Here is a 26,202-nt window from a genome sequence, read left to right as displayed (position 1 = left end):
GCCCTCTCGGGGATGTACATTCGTGTTCAAGAGGAAGCTTTTCTTGAAACATCAGAATCCTTGAGCTCCGCTCAAAACTTATAAATTCTAATGTTATAAAACAAGCCGTCCCGGTGTGTTCCGAGGCGGCTTGTTTGGTAGCGGCTTTATTCGTCTTCTTTAAATATAGGGTCCACGGTTAGGGCAAAGGTAAATTCCTTCTCGTCCAAACGGTACTGCGGCAGCAGCTCCGGTCCGCAGGAATTCGAGCCGACCCCGCCCATCTTGTAATCGAGATGAACGACGGTCTCCTTGCGTTTGCGCAGCTTGTAATCATGCGAAGCTGCTGTTAAATCCTCAGGGGTATAGTGTGCCGCGTTAAACGAAAACTCGCCGCCTGCCGGCACGGAGAACCGAAGACCCATTCCGAGTTCATTCGAAACGATAGCCCATTCGGTGCCGTAACGAGAGCCGTTCTCCTGCGGCATAATGTAATTCTCGAACATTTCATCGACCGAAAGCAAGTATTTGCCCTTGCGCGAGCTCTGACGCTTGTCGATATAGCTCTCATGCGGACCGTAGCCGAAATATTCGACCTCCTCCGCTCCTTTAGGCATGATCAGCTGCAGACCAAAGCGAGGAAGATGCACCAATCCTTCTCTTATTTTCATGCGAGCTTCCAGCGCAATGCGCCCCGTCCCGTCAATGCTCCACTTGGCTTCTCCATGCATCAGAGGATATCGGATATATCCGCCGAGCGAGAAGCTTACCGTAATTTCTACCAAGCTGTCGGACGTTTGAGTCCAGCTGCAGCTGTATACCTTCATTTCAGCCCGGTCGTAGCCTTCCTTTACCCACTGATTTTTGACGTTGCGGTCGTTATCCGTCGGAGCCCGCCAAATCGCAAACTTCGCGGGAGCCTGCAGCATTTCGACGTCATGCTTAGAAATGCTGATGAAGGTGCCGTCGTACAGATCAAATGCATGACGGAAATCAAAGCCCTCCACTCGGAGCACATGTCCATGCTGCGACGTGTTGATCGGTGATTCTCCTTCCCTAACGACCTCTTGTGCTTTGACTGCATTTGCGGAAGGCAGCTCAAACTGCTCGAAGGTAATTTCATGTCCGACGCCTGCCCATGCGGTTTCCTCCAGCGTACGGAATGTAATCGTTACGAAGTAGCGTCCCGTATCCGCTGTAGTCGTATATGGAATAACAATGCTCTCCTTTTGCCGAGGAGCTGTAGTCAGCGGCTTCAGCTGTCCCTGCTGCACCACTTTGCCGTCTTTTTCCAGCTTCCAGCTTCCGGTAAGATGCGACAGATCGATGAAATCATACAGGTTTGTCACCATGAATTTGCCGTTTAGGAGATCCACGGCTTCCACACGTACCGGAGCAATAACCTTCTTGAGCTCCAGAAGTCCGACATGCGGCTTCCGGTCCGGAGTGACCAGCCCGTCGATACAGAAATTGCCGTCATTCGGCTTATCGCCGAAATCACCGCCGTAGGCGAAGAACGGCGTTCCGTCAGCCGTTTCGGTTTTGATTCCGTGATCAATCCACTCCCAGACGCAGCCGCCCATCAGCTTCGGATATTGGTAGATTACGTCCCAATAATCCTTCAAATCTCCCGGGCCGTTACCCATCGCATGGCTGTATTCGCAGAGAAAAAGCGGCTTCGTATTGGCATCGTTCTTGGCGTATTCCTCAATGTATTGGACGGATGAATACATCCGGCTTTCCATGTCGAGACTTTCCAGATTCGTATTTCCTTTATAATGCGGAGCCGCTCCCTCATAATGAACCGGTCGGGATGGATCTCTGCGCCGCGTCCACTCGGCCATCGCAATATGATTCACGTCGTAGCCCGATTCATTACCCATGGACCAGATGATCACGCATGGATGATTCTTGTCACGCTCCACCATGCGTTCGGCACGTTCCACGAACGCCGCTTCCCATGCCGTGTTGGCGGAGAGCTTATGGAAGGCGCCTTCCGCCCAGTGCTCGGCACTCCCCATGCCATGAGCCTCCAGATCCGCCTCGTCAATCACGTAGAAGCCGATCTCATTACAAAGCTCCAGAAAGCGCGGATCATTCGGGTAGTGCGAGGTCCGAATCGTGTTCACATTGTGCTGCTTCATTAGGTGCAAATCTTTCAGCATGTGATTGACCGGGATCGTTTGCCCAAGCTCCGGATGGGAATCGTGGCGATTGACGCCCTTGAGTTTAATCGGCTGTCCATTAATCCGGAACACACCGTCCTTGATATCGACCTTTCGGATGCCTACAGGGAAAGCGACCACCTCTTCCCCGCTATAAAGGTACAATTGATACAAGTAGGGCTTCTCCGCATTCCAGAGTACCGGGTTCCCCAGTGTAAAGCGGAGGGCTCCCCTTCCGTTAATCGAAGCAACACTTTCGCCGACGAGCCGTCCCTCGGCATCCTTTAGCTCAGCGCGAACCTCCGTAAGTCCCGTCGTTTCAATCTCAGATGTCAACGTTGCCTGGAGATAATCATCGGAGAGCTCCACTTTATTGAAGGTGTCTCTGATGTGCACGGTATCCCGTGCCAGGAGATAGACATCCCGAAAAATTCCCGAGAACCTCCACAAATCCTGATCCTCCATGTAAGTACCGTCGCACCATTTCAGCACCATCACAGCAATACGGTTGCGGCCGCTGCGAAGATAGGGGGTCAGCTGGAACTCTGCAGGCACGCGGCTGCCTTGGCTATAGCCTACATAGGCTCCGTTCACCCAAAGGTAAAAGCAGGAGTTTACTCCTTCGAACACGATGTACTTGTCCTTGTGATCCCAGCGGCTGGACACGTGAAAATCTCTTACATACAACCCGGCCGGATTGGCATCGGGAACGTAAGGAGGGTCGCACGGAATCGGATAGTTGACATTCGTGTAATGCAGCTGATCGTACCCGTTCGTTTGCCAACAAGAAGGAACGATGAGGTCGTCCCATTCGCTTACATCGGCATGCTCCTCGAAAAAGCCATCCTCTACTTGCTTCACGCTGGAATGGTACTGAAATTTCCAACTGCCGTTCAACGTTCGGTAAAAGGGCGATCTTCCGCGCTTCCTAGCGTTCGCGTGAACGGCATCGCCGTAGGGAATATAATACGCCCTCGGCTGCTGCCGATTGACCTGAAGGACACTTGGATTTTCCCAATGCTTCGTCACAGAAATCATAGCTATGATCAGCTCCCGATATGGATTGGTATGAGTATATTTTGATTATAACTTCTCTTGTTTTCGGAGGATATCAAATAATATTATGCTTGATATGACAATATTCATATGACCCGGGACACCCTCCTCATCGTCTCTGCGACCACGGGCTCCTTTATTCGGGAGGGAACACCGCGTCTGCCGATGCAGAAAGAAAAAGACCGCCGCAGCGGTCTTTTCCCATCCCTATTCCATAACTTCTTGCAGATTCTTGAATTGTCCTGTGAACATCCGGTGATATGTGCCCTCTTCCTCCAACAGCGCCTCGTGACTGCCTCTTTCGACGATATTCCCGCGGTCGATGACCATGATCGTGTCCGCGTCCCGTATCGTGTTGAGGCGATGCGCTATGATGAAGCTGGTTCGCCCCCGCATGATGTTCAACAGGGCATCCTGAATGTGGAGCTCGGTTCGCGTATCGATGCTGCTCGTCGCTTCATCCAGAATCAATATCGACGGCTTCGCCAGAATCACCCTTGCGATCGCAAGCAGCTGCCGCTGCCCCTGACTAAGATTGCCGCCATTCTCAGACAACAGGGTGTCGTATTGATTAGGCAACCGCCGGATGAAAGCATCGGCATTCGCCGCCGCTGCCGCCTCCAGCATCTCCTCATCCGTAGCATCCGGCTTGCCGTACTTGATGTTATCCCGGATTGTCCCGGAGAACAGATAGGTGTCCTGCAGCACGATACCGAAGCATCTCCGCAAGCTGTCTCGTGTGTATTCTTTAATATCCCTGCCGTCTATGAGAATGCGCCCTCCCGTAACATCGTAGAAACGGGTCAACAAATTCACTATAGTCGTTTTCCCCGCGCCGGTCGGGCCAACCAACGCAGTGCTGCTGCCTTCCTCGGAACTAAAGCTGACCTCCTTCAGAATCGGCACATCCGCGCGGTAGCCGAAGCTGACGTCCTCGAAGGTGACCCGGCCTTTCACATCGCGAAGCTCTACCGCACCCGGCGGATCCGCGGGCTCCTCCTTCTCATCGAGCACCTCGAACACGCGTTCCGCACCGGCTACGCCGGATTGAAGAATATTAAAGGTGTTCGCCAATTCGTTAAGCGGCCTGACGAACTGCCGGGAATAGCTTAGAAAGCTTGCGATGACGCCTACCGTAATATGTCCCTTCAAGGCGAGCACAGCCCCGACGATGGCTACGGCTGCGAACCCGATGTTATTAATTACACTTAATAGCGGCATCAAAAACCCGGACCAAATCTGTGCTTTTAAGCCGACCTCATAAAGCCGTTTGTTAACGTCATCGAACTCCCCTATGGCTTTCTCCTCTTGATTGAAAGCCTTGACTACCTCGATCCCCGAGATCGTCTCTTCGATATGCCCGTTCAGTCGTCCGAGCTGCGCCGATTGCTCCTTGAACATGACGCCGGTCTTCCGCGTAATGGTACGTGCCAGCAAGTAGACCAGCGGCACCGTGATCAGTGTAGCGAGCGTCAATATCGGACTTAAGACCAGCATCATGATAAGCGATCCTGCGATAGCAATAGACCCTGACATCAGTTGAACCGTCGTTTGGGATATCGTATTGCTTACATTATCGATATCGTTCGACAGGCGGCTCATGAGCTCCCCATGCTTACGGCTGTCGAAAAAGGCCAATGGCAGCTTCTGCAGCTTGGCAAACAAGCTCTGGCGCAAGCTTTTGACTACACGCTGCGACACCCCGGCCATAAACCAGCCTTGAAGAAACGAGAGCAACGCATCGGAGACATAGGCTAACGTAAGAATAAGAACCATCGTTTCCAGCAGCCCGAAATCAACCTTGCCATCCGCCGCTGTCATGGCATCGATCGATACCCCGATGAGATAGGGACCCAGCAGCGTTAGGCAGGCGCTCACGGCGATAAACATGAATAGGATCGACAGCCGCTTGCGCTCCTGTCCTAGGTAGGACCACAGCCTCTTTAGCGTAGCGGTAAACTGCTTGGGCTTGGCAACAGGACCGCGGGCGCGCGGACCGCCGAAGCCGCCTCCCGGCATGCCCGGCCGCTGGGCGAAGGGAACGTCCGGCGGAGGCGACTGGTCTTTGGCGGAATTACCAGGTTTAGACATCGGAGGTCACCTCTTTTCCGATTTGGGACTGGAAAATTTCCTGATACACTTTGCAGCTTTGCATTAATTCCCGATGCTTACCGACCCCAACGATCGAGCCTTCATCCAGTACGATGATCTTGTCGGCATCCATAACGGAAGTAATCCGCTGGGCAATGAGCAAGCAGGTTACATCCCGGGCGTAAGTGCGCAGCGCTTCCTTGATCTTCGCTTCGGTTGCCACGTCGACGGCGCTGGTGCAATCATCCAGGATCAGGATATCCGGCTTACGTACCAAAGCGCGTGCGATGGAAAGACGCTGCTTCTGTCCGCCGGAGAAATTAACCCCCCGCTGGCCCAGAACCGTCTCATAGCCTTCCGGGAACGAGGTGACAAAGGAATGAGCCTCGGCCATTCGGGACGCCTGCTCGATCTCCTCCATGGTTGCATCCTCCTTGCCCCAGCGAATATTCTCGGCGACCGTTCCCGTGAAGAGCACCGATTTTTGCGGGACGATGGCAATGGTCTCCCGAAGCTTTTTCGGATCCAGCTCCTTCACATCCACCCCGCCGACCTTGACCGTTCCCGATAATGTGTCATAGAACCTTGGAATCAAGCTGACGAGTGTGCTTTTACCGGAGCCTGTGGAGCCGATAATGCCGACCGTTTCGCCCTTACGGCATTGAAAGCTGATATTTCTCAGCACAGGCTCGCCCGAAGCACCCTCGTAGGAGAAGGTCACGCGGTCGAATTCAATAGTGCCCCGCCGGCTGTCCTCTTTCGTCAATTGGGCATGCTCGTTCCATGTCATCGTATTATCGTGCATGAACACCTCGCCGATTCGTTCTGCAGACGCTCTGGCGCGAACGAACATATTGAATACCATGGAGATCACCATGAGGGCAAACAAAATCTGCGTCATGTAGTTGACGAACGCAATGATCGTTCCGACCTGAAGCTGCCCGCGGTCGACATACAAGCTGCCTAACCATAGTACGGCGATAATCCCGAAGTTGACGGACAGCATGATCGCAGGGTTAAAAATAGCCATGGCCCGCATCACTTGAATGGACCGTCCCTGGTATTCGTTGTTCACCTCTTGAAACCGGTCGACCTCATGATCGAACCGATTGAATGCCTTCACTACACGTACACCCGACAAGTATTCCCTCATGACTCCATTCACGCGGTCCAGCGCCTGCTGTACCCTGACGAAGCGGGGATATCCCACCTTCATATTCAGAGCAATCAGCAAGCCTACTACGGGTACAACCACAAGCAGTACAATCGAAAGCTGGGGATCAAGTCTTACAGCCATAATTAAGCTGCCTATGCACAGCAATGGAGCCTTGACGAAAATTCGCATCAGTCCGTTAAAAAAGTTTTGCACCTGCGATACGTCATTCGTTAGCCTTGTGATGAGCGAAGCCCGTTCGAAATGGTCTATGTTCTGAAATGAAAGCGTTTGTATTTTTTTGAACAAATCACTTCTCAGCTCCATACCGAAGCTTTGCGACACCCGGCTGGCAAAAATGTTGCGCATCGACGCAGCCACGGCGCCAACTGCAGTTATCAGGAACATAAACCCGCCTGTCCGCAGCACATAATCCATTCGCCCCTCGGCTACCCCCACATCGATGATTTTGGCCATCATTGCAGGCATCAGCAAGTCCGCTGCCGCTTCCATACTAAGGAACAACAAGGCGAAGCAAAACATCTTCCAATGCTTCTTCATATACTTCAATAAAAATCGCAACAGCCACTCCTCCCATGCTGACAGGTTTCCTTCCTATTCCTTAAACATACTCCTATCTTTTCAAAAAGTCACCATTATCTTAGGAAAAATTCAGTTCAACCGCTCCATTTGGAATGCACGCTTAAGTTTCGTATAATTTGATTATGATGAGGAGAGAGGGATGAGGATGCAGCTTAAGTGGCTCGAATGGGCAAAGCAAATTCAAGCGATCGGTCAAACGGGTCTTGCCTACTCCAAGGATATGTATGATTTGGAGCGATTCCAAATGCTCCGGGATTTGAGTGCCGAAATCCTTCACGAATATACGGAAGTGGAGACGGAGAAGATCCGGAACCTCTTCGCGTTCGAGGAAGGCTATGCTACCCCAAAGGTGGATATCCGCGCCGTTGTTTTTCAGGAAGGGAAGCTGCTTCTCGTCCGTGAGAAGCTGGACGGAGCTTGGGCACTGCCCGGGGGCTGGGCGGACATCGGACTTTCGCCCAAGGAGGTTGCGGTCAAGGAGGTTCGGGAGGAAGCCGGGCTGGAAGTAGCGGCCACAAGGCTGCTGGCTGTGCTTGATAAAAAGTTTCACGACCATCCGCCCGCGCCTTCCCATGTATACAAAATGTTTATTTCATGTGAAATTGTCGGCGGCGAAGCCAAAGAAGGGATGGAGACCCTTCAGGTCGGGTTCTTCGCCGAAGACGAGCTTCCTGAGCTGTCATTGGAACGCAATACTTTGGCTCAAGTGAAACGCATGTTTGAGTATGGACGAAACCCCGATCTGGAAATTATGCTGGACTAATAACAGCAAGTGTCTACATAAAGAGAGGATAGGATGAACAGATGAACAAGCTCAAGCTGGGATTAGTAGGTACAGGCAATATCGTCAAAAATGCGCACATGCCGGGATGGTCCTCCCACCCGGAAATCGAAATCGCTGCAGTATGCGACACCAACAAGCAGCTTGCAGAAGCGTTTGCTACCGAATTCGGGATTATGGCCGTATATTCGGACTATCGGGATCTGTTAAAGCGCGACGATATCGATGTCATCGGCATCGGAACGCCCAACTTGTTCCACTCCGAGGTAGCGATAGCCGCACTTCAAGCAGGCAAGCATGTGTTCTGCGAGAAGCCCGACGCGATCAATCCGGCGGAAGCTGAGAAAATGGCGGCCGCTGCGAAGCAAAGCGGCAAGGTGCTCATGGTTATGCGCAACAACCGGTTCCGCGCCGTTTCCCGGTTCCTCAAAACGTACGCCGATAAGGGCCACATGGGCGAAATATATACCGGACGCTGCGGCTGGATCCGCAGACGGGGCATTCCCGGACGCGGGGGATGGTTTACGACCAAAGCATTATCCGGCGGCGGTCCGCTGATCGATCTTGGGGTCCATATGATCGATCTGGCGATCTGGATCATGGGCAATCCTAAGCCGGTAGCCGTCAGCGGCGCTGCTTATAACAAATTCGCAGCGGAATCCGAAGAAGGAACCTTCGATGTGGAGGATCTGGCCTCCGGCTTTATTCGATTCGATAACGGCGCTACCCTGCAGATCGAATTCAGCTGGGCATCCAATATCGAGGAGGATCAGCGTTTTGTGGAGCTTAGGGGAACCAAGTCCGGATTTTCATTAATCGACGACCAAGTGAAGCTATTTACCGAGATTGAAGGGGTGCTCTGCAATGTTGAGCCGGTATTCCCTGCAAAGGATCCGAACGGGCATACGGTCAATATTCACCATTTTGTCGATGTCGTATTAGGTAAGGCAGAGCCGATCTTTACCCCGGAGCAGGGTGTCGATATGATCAAAATATTGGACGCCATCTATGAATCCGCTAAGCAAGGCAAGGAAGTAACACTCCATTAATAGAGAAACGCTCCATCCTATAGGTCGCGGATGGAGCGTTTCTTGATGATTTTAGCCGTTACGCTTGTACGGTTTGCCGATCAGCTGCATGGGATTCCTCCAAGAACCGCTCGCATTCAAGAGCAGCCATACAGCCGGTTCCCGCTGCCGTAATTGCCTGTCTGTACTTATGATCCTGTACGTCGCCGCAGGCGAAGACCCCCGGAATATTCGTTTCCGTGCTTCCCGGCTTCACGATGAGATAACCAAGCTCATCGGTCTCCAGCTGTCCGCCAAGAAACTTGGTATTCGGAGTATGGCCGATAGCGACGAAGATACCGTCCGTTTCCAGAAGCTCCTCTTGGCCGGTTTCATTATTTCGCACCTTTAAGGCGGTCACGCCGCGCTCCCCGGCTACCACTTCAAGCGGAGTGCGGTTCAAGCTCCATTTGATCTTTGTATTCTCACGGGCGCGCTCCTGCATGATTTTCGACGCCCGCAGCTCGTTCCGGCGGTTCACGATGACTACCTCGGATCCGAAGCGGCTTAAGAAATTCGCTTCCTCCATCGCGGAGTCTCCGCCCCCAACCACGATGATTCTCTTGTTACGGAAGAAGAAGCCGTCGCATGTCGCGCAGGTGCTGACCCCACGGCCGACGTTTTCCTTTTCTCCCGGAATGCCGAGGTATTTGGCTGATGCACCCGTCGATACGATCACCGATTCCGCTACTATCTCGCCTTGCCCCTCCACCTGCAGCTTGAACGGCCTTTGGGACAAGTCGACGGAGTTGACCCATCCCGTGCGGAATTCCGCTCCGAAACGCTCCGCCTGTTTACGCATATTCGCCATCAACTCCGGCCCCATAATGCCGTCAGGGAAGCCCGGGAAATTTTCTACCTCTGTTGTCGTCGTTAATTGTCCCCCTGGCTCGGGTCCTTCAATTACAAGCGGGCTTAATCCCGCTCTCGCCAAGTAAATCGCCGCTGTCAATCCACCGGGGCCGGTTCCGATAATGACCGTTTTCAACATATGAATTCCTCCTTTAAGCCACATCTCTATATAAAAAAATCATACCATCCATGCCAAGTTTCTGCATGAAGGTATGATGAAGAGCGAATGAAGGTTTCATGAAGATTCATCTGTAATTCGATAACCTACGCCGCGAACCGTTACGATATATTTCGGCGATCTAGGATCATCCGCCAGCTTCTGCCGCAAGCTCTTAATATGCACGTCGACTGAATTGCTTCCCCCGAAATAACCTTCTCCCCATACGCGTTCCAGCAGCTCTTGCCGGGAAAGAACGCCGCCGGAAGCCTGCAAAAGCACTTTCAGCAAATCAAACTCCGTTTTTGTCAGCTCCACCCGTTCGCTGCCGCGGGTCACAATCATCCGTTTCAGGTCAACGGCGATATCTTTGAAACGCAGCTCCTCCGTATCCTTGGAGAAACGGAAGCTTTCACTTTGTGTCGAAAGCTCTTCGATCTTCGCCAGCGCTACATCTACCGGACATGGCCAAGGCAAGGCATCTCCCTTGAGCTCTTTTCCTCCCGCACCGTCAACAAGAATAAGCTGTGCTTGACTATTCCCTGCCAGAGCCGGACTAATCTCTACGATCCCTTTCGTTCGATCCACGATCAGCAAATCTCCCTGCAGCTTGGATAGGACCGGATCATGCTCACTGTGAAACAGAAGCACGTCGTAGCAGCGTACCGTGAGTGCCAGGACCAAGGAGCGGAGAGTGGCAGGATACGGGCTGATGATCACAATACGCTTGGTAGTATCGCAAAACGCGCCCTCAACGGGGAGCTGCTCTTCTAGTTCTTCGTATGGCTGCATGCTGCACACACCCCCTTGAATAAAAAGTGCTCTCCCGTCATCTTATATCCGGTCTCCGTTGCGATGGCGGCAAGCCATTCCCGCGGCGCCTCCGTCAGCACCTCATCCACTCTTCCGCAGGAGGTGCACTGAATATGCTGATGATCCTCCATTCTGGCGTCATACCTGCTGGCATCGCCGTCCAGCTTCAGCTCACGAACATATCCTTCTTCCGTGAGGAACCGTAAGGAATTATATACAGTCGCGTAAGCAACTTGGAAACCGCGGGTTTTTAAGCGCTCAATGATATCGGCGGCGGTCGGATGGTCGTGGGAATCTGAAATGATGTCCAGAATCATTTTACGCTGTGTAGTAAGAAGACCTTTGCGCGTCATACGGACTCCCCTTTCATTTATTTATACTTAGTTTAAATTTAACTCTAAATGAAGAGGAAGTCAACAGGGTCTTGGAACAAAAAAAGATTCAGCTGCTCCCTGCTCTACCGGCAAGAAACCAACTGAATCCTACGATAAAATCTACAAATTAACTTGCGCTCGCTAGAAGCCGCTTGCACTCCTCCTCCAAATATCCGAAATCCTTCAAATCCCGTAAGCTTTGAAGGATGGTCATCTTATCATCGCCCGATAGCTCCAGCAGCTCGTCCAAATCAATCTTGGGATGCTTCTCCATAAAGACAAGCAAGCCTTTCGCTGCCCAGCTAAGCCGATTGTCACGAAAATCTCCGACAATTTCACGGAATACCTTATGCGGCAAAATCCCCCGTTCCACAAGGTTTTGGAGTGCTTGCGTCGTCTCCCTTGAGCTCATCCTGCCAAGGCTCGCAATTTCTTTCATATCGGGTATGGAAGCGGAGGCTTCCTGTATAAAGGTGCTTAATACGATACAAACCATTTGCTCGTAAATGTCCAAGCCCGGCACCTGCATAATTTCGGAAACAGAAAATTGGCGTGTTCCGCCGGAATGCGCGATCGAATTCAAAGTCCCGGTCCCTCCCATTGGATCATGTTTTCCTTTACCATTGTAAGCGATTCATATGACCGAATTATGTGCAAACCATGTTCATCTTTTTAAAAAAATGAGTTCACCGCAAAAATATTCCATCTTTTTACATAAATGACACAAAACCAAGAAACAAATGATTGCAATATTACAACATATTGCTATAATTAGTTGTGAAATCATTACAACAGGAAAAAGGCAAACTTATCGAAAGATAAGGACGCAAAGCCTCAAGCCTAAAGAGCGACCTCTACGGCGGTTGGGTTGCCAAAGTAATCATATTCCTTTCGTGAATATGCTTGCCTTTTCATGCCCAGGCAAGCTTTTTGGCATTTCCAGGCTTTGCTTACCAGCTGAGGTGATCCTAATAACATGAACGGTCTCATACACAAAATTTATGATTTCTTGAATCAACTTGGAGACGCTACCATGATCACCGACGTCCATGCCGTTGTCATTAAGGTGAACCCTGCATTTACCCGTCTCTACGGCTGGGAGGAGCATGAGATCATTGGGCGAAGGATGCCCATGGTGCCCGAGCGGCATTGGGCCGATACGGAGCTTGTTCATCAATCCTTATTAACCAACGGACAGTTCAACGAGTACGAAACGGTGATGCAGGACAAGCGAGGAACCCTTTTTCCCGTCTCGGTCAATTTATCCGTGCTGCGGGACCCGCAAGGAAAAATCTCAGGCTTCATTTGTATCACCAAAGACTTAAGCGAGAGAGCCCGCATGCCCAGAGATCTCGAATTAACAAAGGATGACCTTCGTCTCATGACGGAGCATATGACGGATAGTATTCTGGTTCTCGATTTGCAAGGCAATTTCACCTACGTCTCCCCAGCCTTAAGCCAAGCCATGGGGGTTTCTTCCGACCAGTCGATTCATGTAAAAGAAATCGTTGATCCCGTTGAATATGGGCAAGTGATGGAATGCTATGAAAGCATCCTCCGCGACAATAAGCCGCATTCCACCGAAATTCGCATGAGACATGGCGAAGATTGGCTTGTTTATGATGCAAAGGGCTCTCCTATTTTGGAAGCGACGGGAGAAATCAAGTCTGTTATTTTCATATGCCGGGATATAACGGATCGCAAGAAAGCCGAGCTGGCTTTGCAGGAAGCCGAGGAAAAATATCGCAGCCTTGTGGAGGAGGCATTGGTAGGCGTTTATATGTATCAGGATGAACGCTTCGTCTACATCAATCCCCGACTGGCCGAGATGTTCGGTTATACGGTAGCCGAAATGAACCGAATCCATCCCTTGAGCTTATTTGCAGAAAAGTACCGGCCGCTCCTTAGAGAGCAATTGAATAATATAAGCGCCAAGCGTACAAAGGACCTGAATCTGCAAGCGGAAGGCGTCAAAAGGGACGGCTCCGCCATCTTCTTCGAAATGAGCGGGAAAGGAACTTTATATAACGGCAAACCTGCGGCCATAGGAACCGTGCTGGATATTTCAGAGAGAAGGCGGGCCGAGAATGCCATACGGGAAAGCGATCGAAGATACCGGAAGCTTCTCGATCTGTCTCCCGAACCGATTCTCGTGCACAGCGGCGGCATCATCGTTTATGTGAACGAAGCGTGCCTTCGGCTGCTCCAAGCCAATCAGCGCTCCGATGTGATCGGTACGCATTTATTTCAATTTTTGCAAGATGAGGATACGCACAAGGCCATGCAGCGGCTCGAAACCGCCTTAAGCGTAAAAAGCAATCCGGGTTACATGGAGTACCGGCTTGTCTCGCTCGACGGTCAAGAAAGAGAAGTCGAATCTTCAAGTACGATGATCGATGTAGTGCTTGGCATTCCGGTCATTCAGACCGTGCTTAGGGATATTACCGAGCGTAAAAAAACAGAAGAGCTTATTCGCCGTTCGGATAAGCTGTCGGCACTCGGACAAATGGCCGCGGGCATTGCGCACGAAATTCGCAATCCGCTCACTTCTCTGAAGGGTTTCGTCCAGCTGCTTCGTTCCCAGTCCTCGGGGCATCCGGAATATTACGAGATTATGCTCTCCGAGTTGGACCGGATCAATGAAATTGTGACCGAGTTTATGAAAATCGCCAAGCCGCAAACGGCACATTTTGAAAAGAAAAACCTTGTGGAAACCTTGGAGCATATCGTTGCCCTTATGAATTCACAGGCTATTTTACATAATACCGAAATCGTCATGTACTCGGAGGGTGCGGTCCCTCTCATTTACTGTGATGAGAATCAGTTGAAGCAGGTCTTTATTAATATTTTGAAAAATGCCATTGAAGCTATGCCCCGCGGGGGAACTATCACGGTGTTCCTTCGTCCTATTTCGGAAGGCGAAATTGATATTCAGATCACCGACCAGGGCGGCGGCATTCCGGAGTCCTTCTTGGCGAAGCTGGGTGACCCGTTCTTCACCACGAAGGAGTCAGGCACCGGTCTCGGGCTCATGGTGTGCTACCAGATCATCGAGGCGCATCATGGACACATCGATATCAGCAGTGAGCTGGGGCAAGGCACGACGGTCCGTATCCGCTTACCAATACAATAAGAAAAGCTTCTACCGAAGCCCTTTCGAAGTAGTGCATTCGTGTCCAAAAGGTAGCTTTTCTTGAAACATCAAAATCATTGAGCTCCGCGCAATACTTATAAATTCTGATGTTATAAAAGAGGCTGTCCCCGGGATGATGAAGTGACCCTCATCATCCATGGGACAGCCTCTTCTCTTTTTACTTACCCCTTTAATGCCCCTACCATAACACCTTTCACAAAATATTTTTGCACAAACGGATATACACACAGAATCGGTACCGTGGCTACCATAATGGTAGCGTATTTGATGGTTTCCCCGATCTGGAAGCGGTCGCCCGCATCCGCACCCTGCGTCATACTGTCCGTAGAGTTGGCAATCAAAATTTCACGCAGCGTCAGCTGGAGAGGGAATAATTCCCGATCCTTGATGAAGATCGAGGCGTAGAACCAGCCGTTCCATTTTTCCACTGCGTAATAAAGGATCATCACAGCAATCACCGGCATGGACAGCGGGATGATGATCTTGAAGAGGATCGTAAAATGATTCGCCCCGTCGATCTTGGCGGATTCCTCCAGGCTCTCGGGAACAGCCATAAAGGCCGTACGCATAATAATCAGATTAAAAGTGCTGATGGCAAAAGGAATGATTGTCGACCACAGGGTGTCGAGCAGCCCTACATTCTTGACGATAAGATAGATCGGGATTAAGCCCCCATTAAAAAACATCGTGAAGACGATAATGAATATAAAGGCTTTGTTCCACATGACGTTTTTTCTGGATAACACATACGCTCCTAACGCCGTCATCAGCAGGTTGATCGTTACCCCCGCCACGAGGATGAACAACGTATTTCTGTAGCCGATGAGAATACCCGGATTCTTGAACACGCTCACATAAGCTTCCAGGCTAAAGCCAAGCGGCTTCAAAAGCAAGCCCCGGTGAGTTACGAGCTGGGTAGCGTCACTGATCGACGCCAGGGCAACATACAGCAGCGGGTAGAGAGTCACCATTACCAGTACGCCCAGCACGCTATAGATAATCACATCAAATATACGATCAAACAGACCCTTATCCGTTGTCATAAGCCCCTCCTCCTCCTCACCATAAGCTGCTTTCGTTCACCTTGCGGCTGATATAGTTCGCAGAGATGAGCAAAATGAGATTGATGACGGAATTGAACAAACCTACCGCTGAGCTGTAGCTCCATCCAAACTCCAAAAGACCCTTACGGTAAACGAAGGAAGAAATCACATCGGCCGTATCGTAAGTTACCGGGTTATAGAGCAGGATGATTTTCTCAAACCCGACATTCAACAGGTTGCCCATGCGCAAAATAAACATGATGACGATGGTCGGCATAATGCCCGGCAGCGTGATATGCAGCATTTGCTTCCATCTGCTTGCGCCGTCCATACGGGCCGCTTCGTATTGCTCCTGATCGATACCCATGAGCGCGGCAATATAAATGATCGACTCCCAGCCGATTTTTTGCCAAATTTCAGAAATGATGTAAATCGAACGGAACAGCTCCGGCTTCTGAAGCATCGCCTTTCCGTCATAGCCCAGATAGGTTAAGAACGTGTTGATAATTCCTTCGCTGTTCGTAAAGTCCTTAATCATCCCGCAAATGACTACCAGGGAGATGAAGTACGGCATATACGTAATCGTTTGAACCACACGTTTAAAGAGCTGGTGGCGAACCTCGTTAATCAGCATAGCAAGTATGATCGGGGCAGGAAATTCAAACAACAAGGAATACACACTGATGACTACGGTATTCTTCAAAATGCGCCAGAAATAATAGCTGTTGAAGAAATCTTTAAAATGCATGAGTCCTACCCAGTCGCTGCCGAGAATCCCCTTCATCGGCGTATAATCCTTAAAGGCAATGACGGCGCCGTACATGGGAGCGTAGTGGAATACAGCATAGTAAAGGAGCACCGGCACCATCATGAGATACAAGTATTTATTCAGCAAAAAGTCACGCGTCAATCGCCTGACAAAGGTCGGCTTGGATCCGGTCAGCTCCCGGGTCATTTCCAATTGTGCGGATTTGGCCATTCCACTCATCTCCTCCTTCCTCCTGACTGACTGGGAGGGCTTGCGCCCTCCTCCGTCATGCAATGGCATTAGCGTTTATTGTAACGCTCCAGTGCGGCCTTCTGAATTTCAATGGCGCGGTCAATCTTCAGCGACTTGAGCTTCTCTACATACTTTTCAAACTGATCCAGCGGCTCTGTGCCGAGAATGATCTTCAGCGTCATTTCATCGACCAATGTATTGACATCGGTCATGATTTTCGCATACTCGGAGCTTTCCTCCGGAGTTGGCGTTACCGGCGGCATCTGGTGCTTCGCTACGTCCGTTTTCCAAATCCCGATGGCTTCACGCTGATTCGGCAAAGCGAGATACTGCATAATGTAACGCTTATCTTGAACGAAAGGTCCGTTGTAGTTCGCGCGGATATGCATGGACATTGCTTGTGCAGGAGCCAGCTTATCCGGATTTTTCAGCAGCAGATCGGTATATTTCGGCTCGCCGTTCTCCAGCTTGTAGCTTACTCCTTCGGTACCGAAGTTAAAGAACATATGACCTTCCGGGCTATAGCCGTAATCAAGCAGCTTTACCGCCAGCTCGGCGTTCTTGGAGGTAGCTGTCACAGCCACCATACCGCCAGGAGAGAACGGCTGGTCTCTTTGTCCGAACTTCGGCGTATCCCCCTTCTTCAGCACCGGGTAAGGAGCGGCTGCAAGCAGACCCTTCGGATCCTTCGCTTCTACAAGCGGCTGCCATTTGCCGATCCCGCCGCCGGCATTGCCCACCGTTGCTCCGGTTGCACCGGAAGCGATGTTCGCATCCCACGCCTTGATATCGACGGTGGCGATATTTTTATCGAGGAGCCCGTCGGCATACCAGCTGCGGAATAACCCCAGGAACTCCTTATACCCCTTCTCTTGAGGTCCGAATTTAATTTGTCCGTTCTCCAAATAGAAGCCTCGGGTAACGCCGTAGGCCCCCATGAAAGGCCCGTTATTGAAATCGTTAAACACGCGCGGCTTGCTGTTCACCGTAAACGGCGCCGCAGCCCCTTTCTTTTCCTTAAACGCCTTGAGCATGGCTGTCCACTCATCGATGGTTTGCGGCATCGGAATACCGAGCTCATCCAGCCAATCCTTCCGGACGATCGGTCCCTGGTACACCATCAATGACTCATCCCCCCGCAGGAACGGGAAGGCATAGTAGCTGCCGTTGTCCGTTTTGATCATTTTATCGATCTCCGGATGCTCCTTTAAGTACTTCTTCAGGTTCGGCGCATGCTTATCGATGAGGTCGTTCAGCTTCAGAATGTAACCGTCCTTTATCGCCTTCTCGGGTCCGCCTGGGAAATCGAGGAAGTTGAACTCAATCATATCCGGCAGCTCTCCCGAAGCCAGCATGACGTTCAAGGCTTCCTTAGCCTGATTGGCAGGCGGAGCTGTAAATTTCAGAGGTACTCCCGTTTTCTTCTGCCATTCTTGGAAGAACGGCGTATCCGCATGGGTTGACTTCACGCCTGTCAGATTCGTCGGAAGCTCCATCCAATACGTTAATGTTTTGTCTGTCTTCATGGGGTAAGTAGTGGGTCCCCCCTGCGGGGCCGGTGTATTCTTGTTGTCGGAGGAAGACTGTGGGGCTGGGCTGGAGCAAGCCATGACTGCCGTCCCCATCATCGTTGTTACCACTAGTGCGGAAACGATTTTCTTCGGTTTCTTCATTGGAAGACCTCCTCTTTTATATCCGGATATACCGGTTATCTAAGCCCGAGAAGCTGAATCTCTCGTACCCCAAGTGTATGATATCGCTTTCATTTTGAATATCGTAAATTCATCCAAATCGATCTTCAAAATCGATTGCCCCGATCTTGAAAAGTGACAATCGCATCGTTAAAAATGACAATCTTGCATATTTTCAGGATCACCCTATACGAAAAAAACCGCTATTCTGCGGCTTTTTTCTCCATAAGCTCCTTATATTTGCCCGGGGTGATGCTTTCGTACTTCTTGAACGTCCGGATGAAAGCATTCACATCGTTAAAGCCCACACAGCCGGCAACATCGCTGACATTTTTATTCCGATCCGTGATCAGCCTCTTGGCTTTAGCGATCCGCGTCCGGTTTATCGTTTCGAGCAGGCCTTCTCCAGTATGGTCTTTGAAAAGCTTTGATAAATAGGCAGCCTTCATTTCAAAATGATCGCCGATCATTGAGATGTTCAAGTTCGGATCCTTGTAATGCTCCTCAATAAATGCATGAATCTGCGAGATCCGCTCCTCCATGACCCGCTGCTTCGATTGTTGAAGATGCTGCTGGCGGCGTGCCAGCGTATATTCACACACCTTCTCAACAAAAGCTATCAATTGATCCTTCATCTCCTGCATCGTTTCGCAAGAGGTCAGCCGCTCGATACGCTTCTCTACGTGGTGTAGCTTCTGCAGAAGCAGCGCATCCTGCGAGTCGCCGATTTCACTTAACGTTTTGATCAGCGTGCTGGCCAGATTGAGAATAAGGCATCGAGCCATAGTAACCGATAGAACCGTCCCGCTCAGGTTCCGCTGGATGACTTCCTCCAACGTCTGACGCGCCATTGGGAAATCGCCCAGCTTCACGAAGTTGATGAGCTGCTGCTCTAGCTGCAGCGGATAATAATACACAACATCCGGATCTTCCGAAGAGGTAATCTTGTGAATCTCTTCGTAGGATAAAATTTCTTCGCTGCCCATCACCAGCTTGTATTCCATGGCGTCCAGCGCCTCTTGGTAAGCATTCACGATTTCGTGAATCCCCTTGTGAATACGGCTTACGGATAAGGTAACCCCAATGTGGTATTTGCTGCTCAGAAATGCCTGTGCTGCTTTGCAAATGTCCAGGAGCTCGGATAACCGTTCCTGCCCCTGCTGCTCGCCGGAGAGATTAATCAAGCACGCCTGCATCTCTTCCATTTCCACTACGTAACCGAGATGCCGTTCATTGACCAGCTCTTCCAGCACATTCTTCATAATAAAATGCATCAGCTTGGTGCCTTCCGGCTCCGCCATGCCCGGGACTCGTTCCAGAAAACGTTCGCTATCGGACGTATAAATCATCATCACGGCAAAATCGTCGGAGCGCAGGCGAATATCGAATGCCGCCAGCGACTCATCGACCGGAATTTGACCATCCAGCTTCCCCTTAAGCAAGCGCTGGAGAAAGTTATTCCGCAATATCGGGTGCTGCCGCTTCCGCTCCAGCATAATCCTGTTCATCTCAACAAGCGTGTGATCCACCGCTTCCTGTATGAAGGAGAATTCGTTAAAGCTCCTCTGCCGCGGCACCTCCATTCGTCCTGTCAAGGCGTGAACAAGTCTGCGGACGGGATAATAATTTTTCATTACGAAAAAAGAGGTAAGCAGTATTCCGCCAAGCAAGCTGATCGCAATGCTCATATACGTCAGGCTCCGAACCCGCTCGGCCTTTTCCCAGAAGAGATCGCTTGGAATCAGCGAAACGTATTTGAGCTTAGACTTGGAAGACTCGATAAAGGATACCTCATATTGCTGATTGCCTTTCTTCCATAGAAAGCTGTTATTCTCCAGCATCGCCTGCTCAAATGCAGGGTCAAGCGTAATAGCTTCCTCAGAGGTAGATACCAGCGTTTGATTCATTTCATTTAATATCAGAACATGTCCCTTATTAAAGAGCTCCATGTTCTGAAGCGAGCGAAGAATGCGTGATTGGTCAATCATAATGACATTAGTTCCTACAGGAGCGTTATTCTCCGGGGGAAGGGTGCTTACGAACGCCAGCGATTTATTACGGCTTCCGTCCTCCTTCACTCGAGTCATGGTAATAAAACCCCTGAAATTTTTGCTCGTAACAATGTCCTTCCATTTGGCATAAGGAAAGGCAGCGCTTTCGTGGATGAGCTTATAGGCAAATTCGGATTGTCGATAAACCCCTGGCAGCAGCAGCGTATCTTTGCCCGGGATATAAATGTAAAAGAGGTCAATTAAGGAGTAGGAGGTCTGGTAATTCAAAAAATCCTTCGTTACCTGATACAGATCGTACATATACTCAGCGGGGTATCTCTCATATTTATTGGAATGCAGCAGCTCGCGGACCTTAACGTTCGTCGTCAGCTCGAGGTTCAGCCGCTCCATCGATTCAAATTGATTGTCCATCATTTCACGGACCTGAAGCAGAAGGGAATTGTTCGCTTGATGAATCTCCTGCCCGAGGGTGTTGCTCGATTGCCAATAAACAATGACGCTCATCGAGACGGGCAGCAGCAGAACAGCCATGTAGGACAAAAGCCAGGTCATAAGAACGCTGCGACGGTCGATTCGCCATTTATTCAGCATACAGCCCCTCCCGTTCCTTGTACCGATTCGAAATTTGTGCATCTACCCGTTTGCCTAGACTTTAGCATATTCGCCAAGAGGTGTCTAGAGCTATCCCTTGGAATAAAAATGAGGCTGCAGCCTTAGCGGAATGATCCCAACTTAGGTGTGCAGCCTCCATTTTTTTATTATCCCAGAGGCAACCGTACGTGGAAGGTGATCGTATCGGCGCTTGTAGTGACCCGGATGCCTCCGCGATACTGATGCAGGAGGTCGTTAACAATCGATAGGCCGAGGCCGGAATGCTCGCCCTTCCTTTTGGTTGAAAAGCCCGGCTGAAACATTTGCTTTAATGAAGCTTCATCCGGAACGGTCAAGCAGGGATTGGAGACACTGAGGCACAGCACATCCTTCTCTACCCAGCCCTTCAGCTCCACCCAACGGGAATCGGCAGGCAGCTTAACGACCTCATCGAAAGCGTTGTCCACGAGGTTGCCGATAATTTTGACAATATCTACGGACTTAAGCGCGTTCAAGGAAACTTGATTCAGGCTGTGAAACTCGTGACTGAAGCGAATTTTCCTCGTAATCGACATCGCTACCTTCGCCTGCACCTGAGACGCAATTACAGGATGGTGAATGTGGATGATATCATTCACTTCCAGAATCTCATCCACGAATTCCTTCGTATACGACTTCGCTTCCGCAAATTTGTTTAAAGAGATTAACGAATAGATGGTTTGTACATGGTTGATGAAATCGTGACGCTGCCCGCGAATGGTCGTGAACATTTTGTTCATATCGACGATGAATTGGTCCTGTGTCAACTGGACCGCATCCTCCTTGGTGCGGCGTATAATTCTAGTGTAGATGCTTGCAAAAATGATGCTGAGGATTGTAGCCAGCACTATGATGTAGAAGGCGTTCATAATTTGCGCCTCCAGCTGCTTGCGAATCTCGGCGTAATCCATAACGATGCTGATCACATACGGAAACTCCTTCCCGACGATATCCGTATCCGCCGTTACAGGAATGAAGCTTTTAATCAAACGCTTGCCATTCACCGTTGACGAGAAGGTCACAACCTCTTTGGAGCCGATCGCCGTCTGAACCGTTTCCACATCCGCCGGATCCTTGTATTCATAGCTGCCGAAATAAATGTCCTTCTCATATAAGGAAGTGAACTTCGCCCCGTTCTGCCCTTCGTATTGCGGTATGCTTTTGCCAAAGAACTTCGGGTTAAAGCCCGTTACTTCCAAAATAAATTTATTGTCAGCCAGAACCTCCTTGACAATCTGATCGTGTCCTACGAGCTTCTCGAATTCTTTGATCTGCGTTTCATGGACAAAGGGGTTGATAATGTAGTCCGTGGTTCCGTCATAATAATAGCCCCACTTATCAATATACGTCGGATCCGTTGCTGCGTGCTCTATCGGCCCGGACCAGTAATATTTCAGCTTCTGGCCTTCCGGGATCGTGACTTCCTTATGATCAAGGAGCTGCTGAAACGCAGTAAACCAAAATGTCCAGCCCTTGGTGCTCAGACCGATCTCCTTAGGGTCGGATGACTTCACTCCGACGATATCACCGTTCACTCGTTGAAATAGAGTGATATGTGATATGCCCAATGCCTCGCTTAGCTCGGCCAGCTGCTCGTTGGTGACGTCTTTCGCTTGCGGAGGCAAGGCGAGCTTCGCCGCTACGGCCGCCGCCCTCAGCTCTTGACCGACCAGATCCTCAACGAATCTTGCCGAGGTATGATAACGATTGATCGCACTGCGTAAATCCCCGGCAATCATCTCCGATTCCTTCTGTGAGCTGCGCTCCAGCATCTCTGTCGTCGTGAGAAAATACAATATATTGTTTAGGAGAATGGTAGAAAAGAAGATGATAACAAAGACGGTGATGAACTTCCCCTTTTTCGTGGCGGGCACCTATATCACCCCAATTATATCTATGGTTGGTTAACTTTGATAAATTATAGCACAAATCGACAGTGAAGAGATGGAAATTCCTCAGAAAAAGTTTCCCGCATACAAAAAAAGCACAGGCAGCCTTATGCCTGTGCTCCACTGACTTCACCATAATAGGAACGCCGATAATATGTCAACAGCCGGAAATAATGCTGCGAGCTCCGAATATAGGAGGTAATTTGGCAAATACTTCGCATATGCTCGGTCGATTCGATGCTGGAGGCGATCCGGTAAATCGTATTCAAGCTTCCAATCGCTTGATCCTTGCTGATTAAACCGCCTTCGAGATGGCGTAAGGTCGATTCGATCTCTTCATTAATAAACCACAATACTCTCGGCTTGAATTTCTCGCTGATCAACTGCGTTTACCTCCTCGGGGCATTGGTTTTGCGGCGCTGCATCCCGGCATATTCCGATCCGGGGTCCTGCACGATATGCGGACTTTCGAGCACTCTGGCATCCTTCCAATAGCAATGTACGCTGAAGCCCGGCGTAAAGCCGCGATTCATCATGCAGCCGGAACAAAAGCGGTCGATCTGCTCAGCGCTTAACGTGACGATTTTGTTCCTTAAGCAGCAATACACATGACCATGATCGTTCGCTAGATTAATATGCTCTACATATGACATTCGCATCTCCCTACCATTTCTATATGAAAACCTTATATTCATAGTATAACGGATATCGTCCGAAAAATTGCTCGAAACCTCGGAAGGAACCTTGTCGAAACCCTATATAAAAACCGCATAAAATTCCCCGGGCGCAGAACAGAAAAAAGCCCCGGCAGGAGGCCAGGGCTTGAACGTTTTCGGCAGTCTAGCTGACGTTACTTTCCAGCTTGCGGTGAATTAGCCAAATATTGAGCCCGGCGAGCGCCGCCAGCAGAAAGTAAATGGTTCCGTAGGTCGACGGATGCTGGATTGCTAACACATTCCACCCGCTCCAATCGAACTCGACGGTCTTACTCATCACAGCTCCGCTGATCGCACCCGCCAGAAAGTTCGTCAGGTTGTAGATGCCCATGCCAATTCCTGTTTGTTCCTTGGGAAGCGCAGAGGATACTACCTTAGCCAGCGCCGATTGAACGAAGGTAAAGGAGCTGTTGACGAACAGCAGCGCGCAGGCCACCGCGACAACCGACAGGCCGGTTACAACGGATAATGCCAGCAGACCGAAGGAAAGCAAGCTGAAGGCAACATATAATGTATACTTGCTGCCGCGCCGGTCGACCAGTTTGCCCCCTACACGCCCCATCAGAGCGGCCGCCATCGCGGCAGGGAATAGAGTGAGCCCTATGGCTTGCGCCGAAAGCTGATGCAAATAGTGAAGCATGATCGGAGTAGTCAAGAAAATGCCGAACACCGTAAACATCGCGAGAAATCCGATGATCAATCCGGAGCGAAACCCCTGCAGACGGAACAAGGAAAGCCGAATAAACGGATTGGATACTTTCTGGGTTCGGATAAAGAAAAAGGAAAACAATGCCGCACTGGCAAGCAGCCACCAGAAATTGAATTGCGTGACCGACAGCATGAACGTAGAAACGGCGGCGCCAAGCGACCCTGCTCCGATCAGGTCGATCTTCTCACCCTCACGCACATCTTCATCCGGCAAGGATGTTCGAATAAAAGGCAGCACGACGGGAGCGGCAAGCGAGATCAAAAATAATGAATTCCACGAAAAATGACCGGCGATAAATCCTCCGACAATCGGTCCGACCCCTGAGGAGAAAGCGATGGTAGAAGCGATGACCCCCATCACCCGCCCCCGCTGTTCCGGCGGAAAGAATCTTACCGGAATGAGCATCACGAGGGCCGGCACACAGGAGGCCCCTGCGGCTTGAATGAACCTTGCTGCCAGCACCAATGGGTACGTATGCGCGAAAAAGCCCAGCGCCGAACCGGCCGCGAACATAAGTAAGCCTATTGTTATAAGCCGTTTCAGCGGATATTTATCCGCCAGCTTGCCATACATGAGCGAACCCAGTGCGTAGATGATGGAATATCCCGTAACGATCCAACTGACCGAGGATGGACTAAGTCGGAAGGAAGAGGCGATATCCGGCAACGCCACATTGAACATGGTAGCATTCATGACGGAGAAAAATAATACGAAGCATAAGGCTTGAACCAAGCTTGCCTTCGCGCCGGCGGTTTTTTCCTGTGTGCGGACAGCGCTCTGCATACGGTCTTTCACCTCCCTATAGCTTGACATGGCTGGAGAGAGGCCATCCTTGTTCAGCAACCTCTTTGGCAATGAGGGCGGCTACTTCTTTTGCCCCTGTCTCATTGAAATGTGTATTGTCCTCTACCCCGTCCGGGTAGTTCGGATGCTCTCCCGGCTGAAGCCAAGTAAAGAGCTGCTTCGACTTCTCAGGTCCTAAGGATTGATACAAACGTCGCGTAAGGAGCTGAGCGTCTAACAGCGGAACCTCAAGCTGTGCGGCCAGCTTGCGCATCGCTTCGGGATAGTCTCCATGCGTATCCTTCAGCTCTCCCTGCTCGTCAAAATGTCGTCTTTCGACCGAGGTCAGTAATACAGGATTCGCCCCTGCCTGCCGTGCCGCGTCTACATACTTGGTAAGACGCTCCGGATAGGTCGACGCCGGATCCGTGTATCGTTCATTGGTCTTCTGGTCGTTATGCCCGAATTGGATAAACAGGTAATCCCCTTTACCGATCGTATCGGTAATAGGCTTCAATCGCCCTTCCTCGAGGAAGCTCTTGGAGCTCCTACCGCACATCGCTTCATTCTGAACTTGAACCGAGTCATCTACAAAGAGAGACAGCATCTGTCCCCATCCGGCCATTGGAGACTTATCCGCCGGATAAGTAGCCGCCGTTGAATCTCCGGCAATATAAACTTTCATTGTGTCCATACCCCTATTCTTTATTCCAGTCGTAACCTACAGCACGGAGGAACGCTCTAGCCAATACCGTATGACCGATCAAGCTCGGATGAACCCGGTCCCAAGCCAGTGCCGCCGGATAAATATGGCCAAGAATCGCATCCATCGCAGCTTGTGTGTCGACGAACTTCGTATCATGCTTGGCTGCAAGCTCTTTGACTACCTCTCCATATTGATCCATCGAGCGGCGCATCGCATCCGAGCGATTCGGTTCGATATAGAACGGCGTCATAAGAATCACGCCTTTGACGTTCGGAAGCGTCGTAACGATGAGCTCCTCCAGTGTGTTCCTATACTCTTCAATGTACACGTGTGATTCCGTGATCAGCGGCTGATCGTATTGACGCCAAACGTCATTGATCCCGATCATGACAGAAACCCAATCCGGCTTCAGATCCAGCACGTCCGTTTGCCATCTTTCCTTCAAATTACGCACCGTGTTTCCGCTAATGCCCATATTGATAATACGGAGCGCCAGCTCCGGATATACCGTCTGAATCAAGGAGTTGACCACGGACACGTAACCTTTGCCGATCGAATCGTTCCTCCCCTCGCCGTGCGGCCTCTTGCGATCCGTGTCCGTAATGGAATCTCCGATCATAACCAGCTTCTCATTCGCACCGAAAATCATAGCTTCTCCTCCGTTTACATTTCGATCTTTTAGTCATAAAACCAACTACCAAAGTATACCACAATCCTTTTCAACAAGTCCTCAAAAAATGAAAAGCAGACCGCACCGTGCAAAGTGCCGTCTGCCTAT

Annotated in this window: 20 protein-coding genes and 1 riboswitch; of the genes, 3 read left to right on the top strand and 17 right to left on the bottom strand. The window is 50.5% G+C overall.

What is annotated here, in order from left to right; all coding sequences use genetic code 11:
* Nucleotides 1-146: 146 nt before the first annotated feature.
* The 3 genes from QMO62_RS02750 to QMO62_RS02740 form a co-directional block, all read right to left on the bottom strand.
* A complete protein-coding gene (locus QMO62_RS02750) occupies nucleotides 147-3,182 on the bottom strand; it encodes a glycoside hydrolase family 2 TIM barrel-domain containing protein (RefSeq protein ID WP_284638588.1) in 3,036 nt (1,011 codons plus the stop codon).
* 225 nt (nucleotides 3,183-3,407) lie between these two features.
* Nucleotides 3,408-5,219: an ABC transporter ATP-binding protein gene (locus tag QMO62_RS02745; RefSeq protein WP_284644840.1), complete on the bottom strand. Its 1,812-nt coding sequence runs from the start codon at nucleotides 5,217-5,219 to the stop codon at nucleotides 3,408-3,410.
* Between the two features lie 64 nt (nucleotides 5,220-5,283).
* On the bottom strand, nucleotides 5,284-7,026 hold the full coding sequence (locus QMO62_RS02740) for an ABC transporter ATP-binding protein (protein ID WP_284638587.1): 1,743 nt from the start codon (nucleotides 7,024-7,026) through the stop codon (nucleotides 5,284-5,286).
* A gap of 166 nt (nucleotides 7,027-7,192) precedes the next feature.
* Here QMO62_RS02740 and QMO62_RS02735 point away from each other — a divergent pair, with 166 nt between their 5' ends.
* Both QMO62_RS02735 and QMO62_RS02730 read left to right on the top strand, forming a co-directional pair.
* A complete protein-coding gene (locus QMO62_RS02735; RefSeq protein WP_284638586.1) occupies nucleotides 7,193-7,810 on the top strand; it encodes an NUDIX hydrolase in 618 nt (205 codons plus the stop codon).
* Nucleotides 7,811-7,851: 41 nt separating this feature from the next.
* Nucleotides 7,852-8,877, top strand: a complete 1,026-nt coding sequence (locus QMO62_RS02730; protein WP_284638585.1) for a Gfo/Idh/MocA family protein — start codon at nucleotides 7,852-7,854, stop codon at nucleotides 8,875-8,877.
* A gap of 58 nt (nucleotides 8,878-8,935) precedes the next feature.
* On the opposite strand, the gene trxB is transcribed toward QMO62_RS02730, so the two are convergent.
* From trxB to QMO62_RS02710, 4 genes are all read right to left on the bottom strand, one after another.
* Nucleotides 8,936-9,886 (bottom strand): thioredoxin-disulfide reductase, encoded by a 951-nt coding sequence (gene trxB, locus QMO62_RS02725; protein WP_284638584.1) that lies wholly within the window; start codon nucleotides 9,884-9,886, stop codon nucleotides 8,936-8,938.
* A 96-nt stretch (nucleotides 9,887-9,982) separates the two neighbouring features.
* Nucleotides 9,983-10,696 (bottom strand): winged helix-turn-helix domain-containing protein, encoded by a 714-nt coding sequence (locus tag QMO62_RS02720; RefSeq protein WP_284638583.1) that lies wholly within the window; start codon nucleotides 10,694-10,696, stop codon nucleotides 9,983-9,985.
* Nucleotides 10,675-11,070 (bottom strand): Fur family transcriptional regulator, encoded by a 396-nt coding sequence (locus QMO62_RS02715; RefSeq protein WP_284638582.1) that lies wholly within the window; start codon nucleotides 11,068-11,070, stop codon nucleotides 10,675-10,677. The genes QMO62_RS02720 and QMO62_RS02715 overlap by 22 nt, the downstream gene beginning before the upstream one ends.
* A 148-nt stretch (nucleotides 11,071-11,218) precedes the next feature.
* On the bottom strand, nucleotides 11,219-11,674 hold the full coding sequence (locus QMO62_RS02710) for a hypothetical protein (RefSeq protein ID WP_284638581.1): 456 nt from the start codon (nucleotides 11,672-11,674) through the stop codon (nucleotides 11,219-11,221).
* Between the two features lie 208 nt (nucleotides 11,675-11,882).
* Nucleotides 11,883-11,967: riboswitch (cyclic di-GMP riboswitch) on the top strand.
* Nucleotides 11,968-12,067: 100 nt separating this feature from the next.
* Between QMO62_RS02710 and QMO62_RS02705 the strand changes: the two genes are divergently transcribed.
* Nucleotides 12,068-14,224, top strand: a complete 2,157-nt coding sequence (locus tag QMO62_RS02705) for a PAS domain-containing sensor histidine kinase (protein ID WP_284638580.1) — start codon at nucleotides 12,068-12,070, stop codon at nucleotides 14,222-14,224.
* Nucleotides 14,225-14,406: 182 nt separating this feature from the next.
* Here the strand turns inward: QMO62_RS02705 and QMO62_RS02700 are convergent, their stop codons facing one another.
* The 10 genes from QMO62_RS02700 to QMO62_RS02655 form a co-directional block, all read right to left on the bottom strand.
* Nucleotides 14,407-15,288 (bottom strand): carbohydrate ABC transporter permease, encoded by an 882-nt coding sequence (locus QMO62_RS02700; RefSeq protein WP_284638579.1) that lies wholly within the window; start codon nucleotides 15,286-15,288, stop codon nucleotides 14,407-14,409.
* Between the two features lie 16 nt (nucleotides 15,289-15,304).
* Entirely contained in the window at nucleotides 15,305-16,243 is a 939-nt protein-coding gene (locus tag QMO62_RS02695) for an ABC transporter permease (RefSeq protein ID WP_284644839.1), read from the bottom strand.
* A gap of 92 nt (nucleotides 16,244-16,335) precedes the next feature.
* Complete coding sequence (locus QMO62_RS02690; RefSeq protein ID WP_284638578.1) at nucleotides 16,336-17,961, bottom strand: extracellular solute-binding protein; 1,626 nt, start codon at nucleotides 17,959-17,961, stop codon at nucleotides 16,336-16,338.
* Between the two features lie 221 nt (nucleotides 17,962-18,182).
* Nucleotides 18,183-20,582: a helix-turn-helix domain-containing protein gene (locus QMO62_RS02685; protein ID WP_284638577.1), complete on the bottom strand. Its 2,400-nt coding sequence runs from the start codon at nucleotides 20,580-20,582 to the stop codon at nucleotides 18,183-18,185.
* 167 nt (nucleotides 20,583-20,749) lie between these two features.
* Nucleotides 20,750-22,495 carry a sensor histidine kinase gene (locus QMO62_RS02680; protein ID WP_284638576.1) on the bottom strand — a complete coding sequence of 582 codons (1,746 nt, stop codon included), beginning with the start codon at nucleotides 22,493-22,495 and terminating at the stop codon, nucleotides 20,750-20,752.
* A gap of 122 nt (nucleotides 22,496-22,617) precedes the next feature.
* Nucleotides 22,618-22,893 (bottom strand): hypothetical protein, encoded by a 276-nt coding sequence (locus tag QMO62_RS02675; protein ID WP_284638575.1) that lies wholly within the window; start codon nucleotides 22,891-22,893, stop codon nucleotides 22,618-22,620.
* A 6-nt stretch (nucleotides 22,894-22,899) separates the two neighbouring features.
* Nucleotides 22,900-23,163 (bottom strand): hypothetical protein, encoded by a 264-nt coding sequence (locus QMO62_RS02670; protein WP_284638574.1) that lies wholly within the window; start codon nucleotides 23,161-23,163, stop codon nucleotides 22,900-22,902.
* Nucleotides 23,164-23,350: 187 nt separating this feature from the next.
* Nucleotides 23,351-24,718, bottom strand: a complete 1,368-nt coding sequence (locus QMO62_RS02665; protein ID WP_284638573.1) for an MFS transporter — start codon at nucleotides 24,716-24,718, stop codon at nucleotides 23,351-23,353.
* A gap of 16 nt (nucleotides 24,719-24,734) precedes the next feature.
* On the bottom strand, nucleotides 24,735-25,412 hold the full coding sequence (locus QMO62_RS02660) for a rhamnogalacturonan acetylesterase (RefSeq protein WP_284638572.1): 678 nt from the start codon (nucleotides 25,410-25,412) through the stop codon (nucleotides 24,735-24,737).
* Between the two features lie 4 nt (nucleotides 25,413-25,416).
* Complete coding sequence (locus QMO62_RS02655; protein WP_284638571.1) at nucleotides 25,417-26,073, bottom strand: SGNH/GDSL hydrolase family protein; 657 nt, start codon at nucleotides 26,071-26,073, stop codon at nucleotides 25,417-25,419.
* Nucleotides 26,074-26,202 lie beyond the last annotated feature (129 nt).

This window comes from Paenibacillus silviterrae, from assembly GCF_030167925.1.
In the GTDB taxonomy this organism is placed as follows: domain Bacteria; phylum Bacillota; class Bacilli; order Paenibacillales; family NBRC-103111; genus Paenibacillus_G; species Paenibacillus_G silviterrae.
Note: the sequence above shows the minus strand (reverse complement) of the source record. Positions and strands in the feature narration are given on the sequence as shown.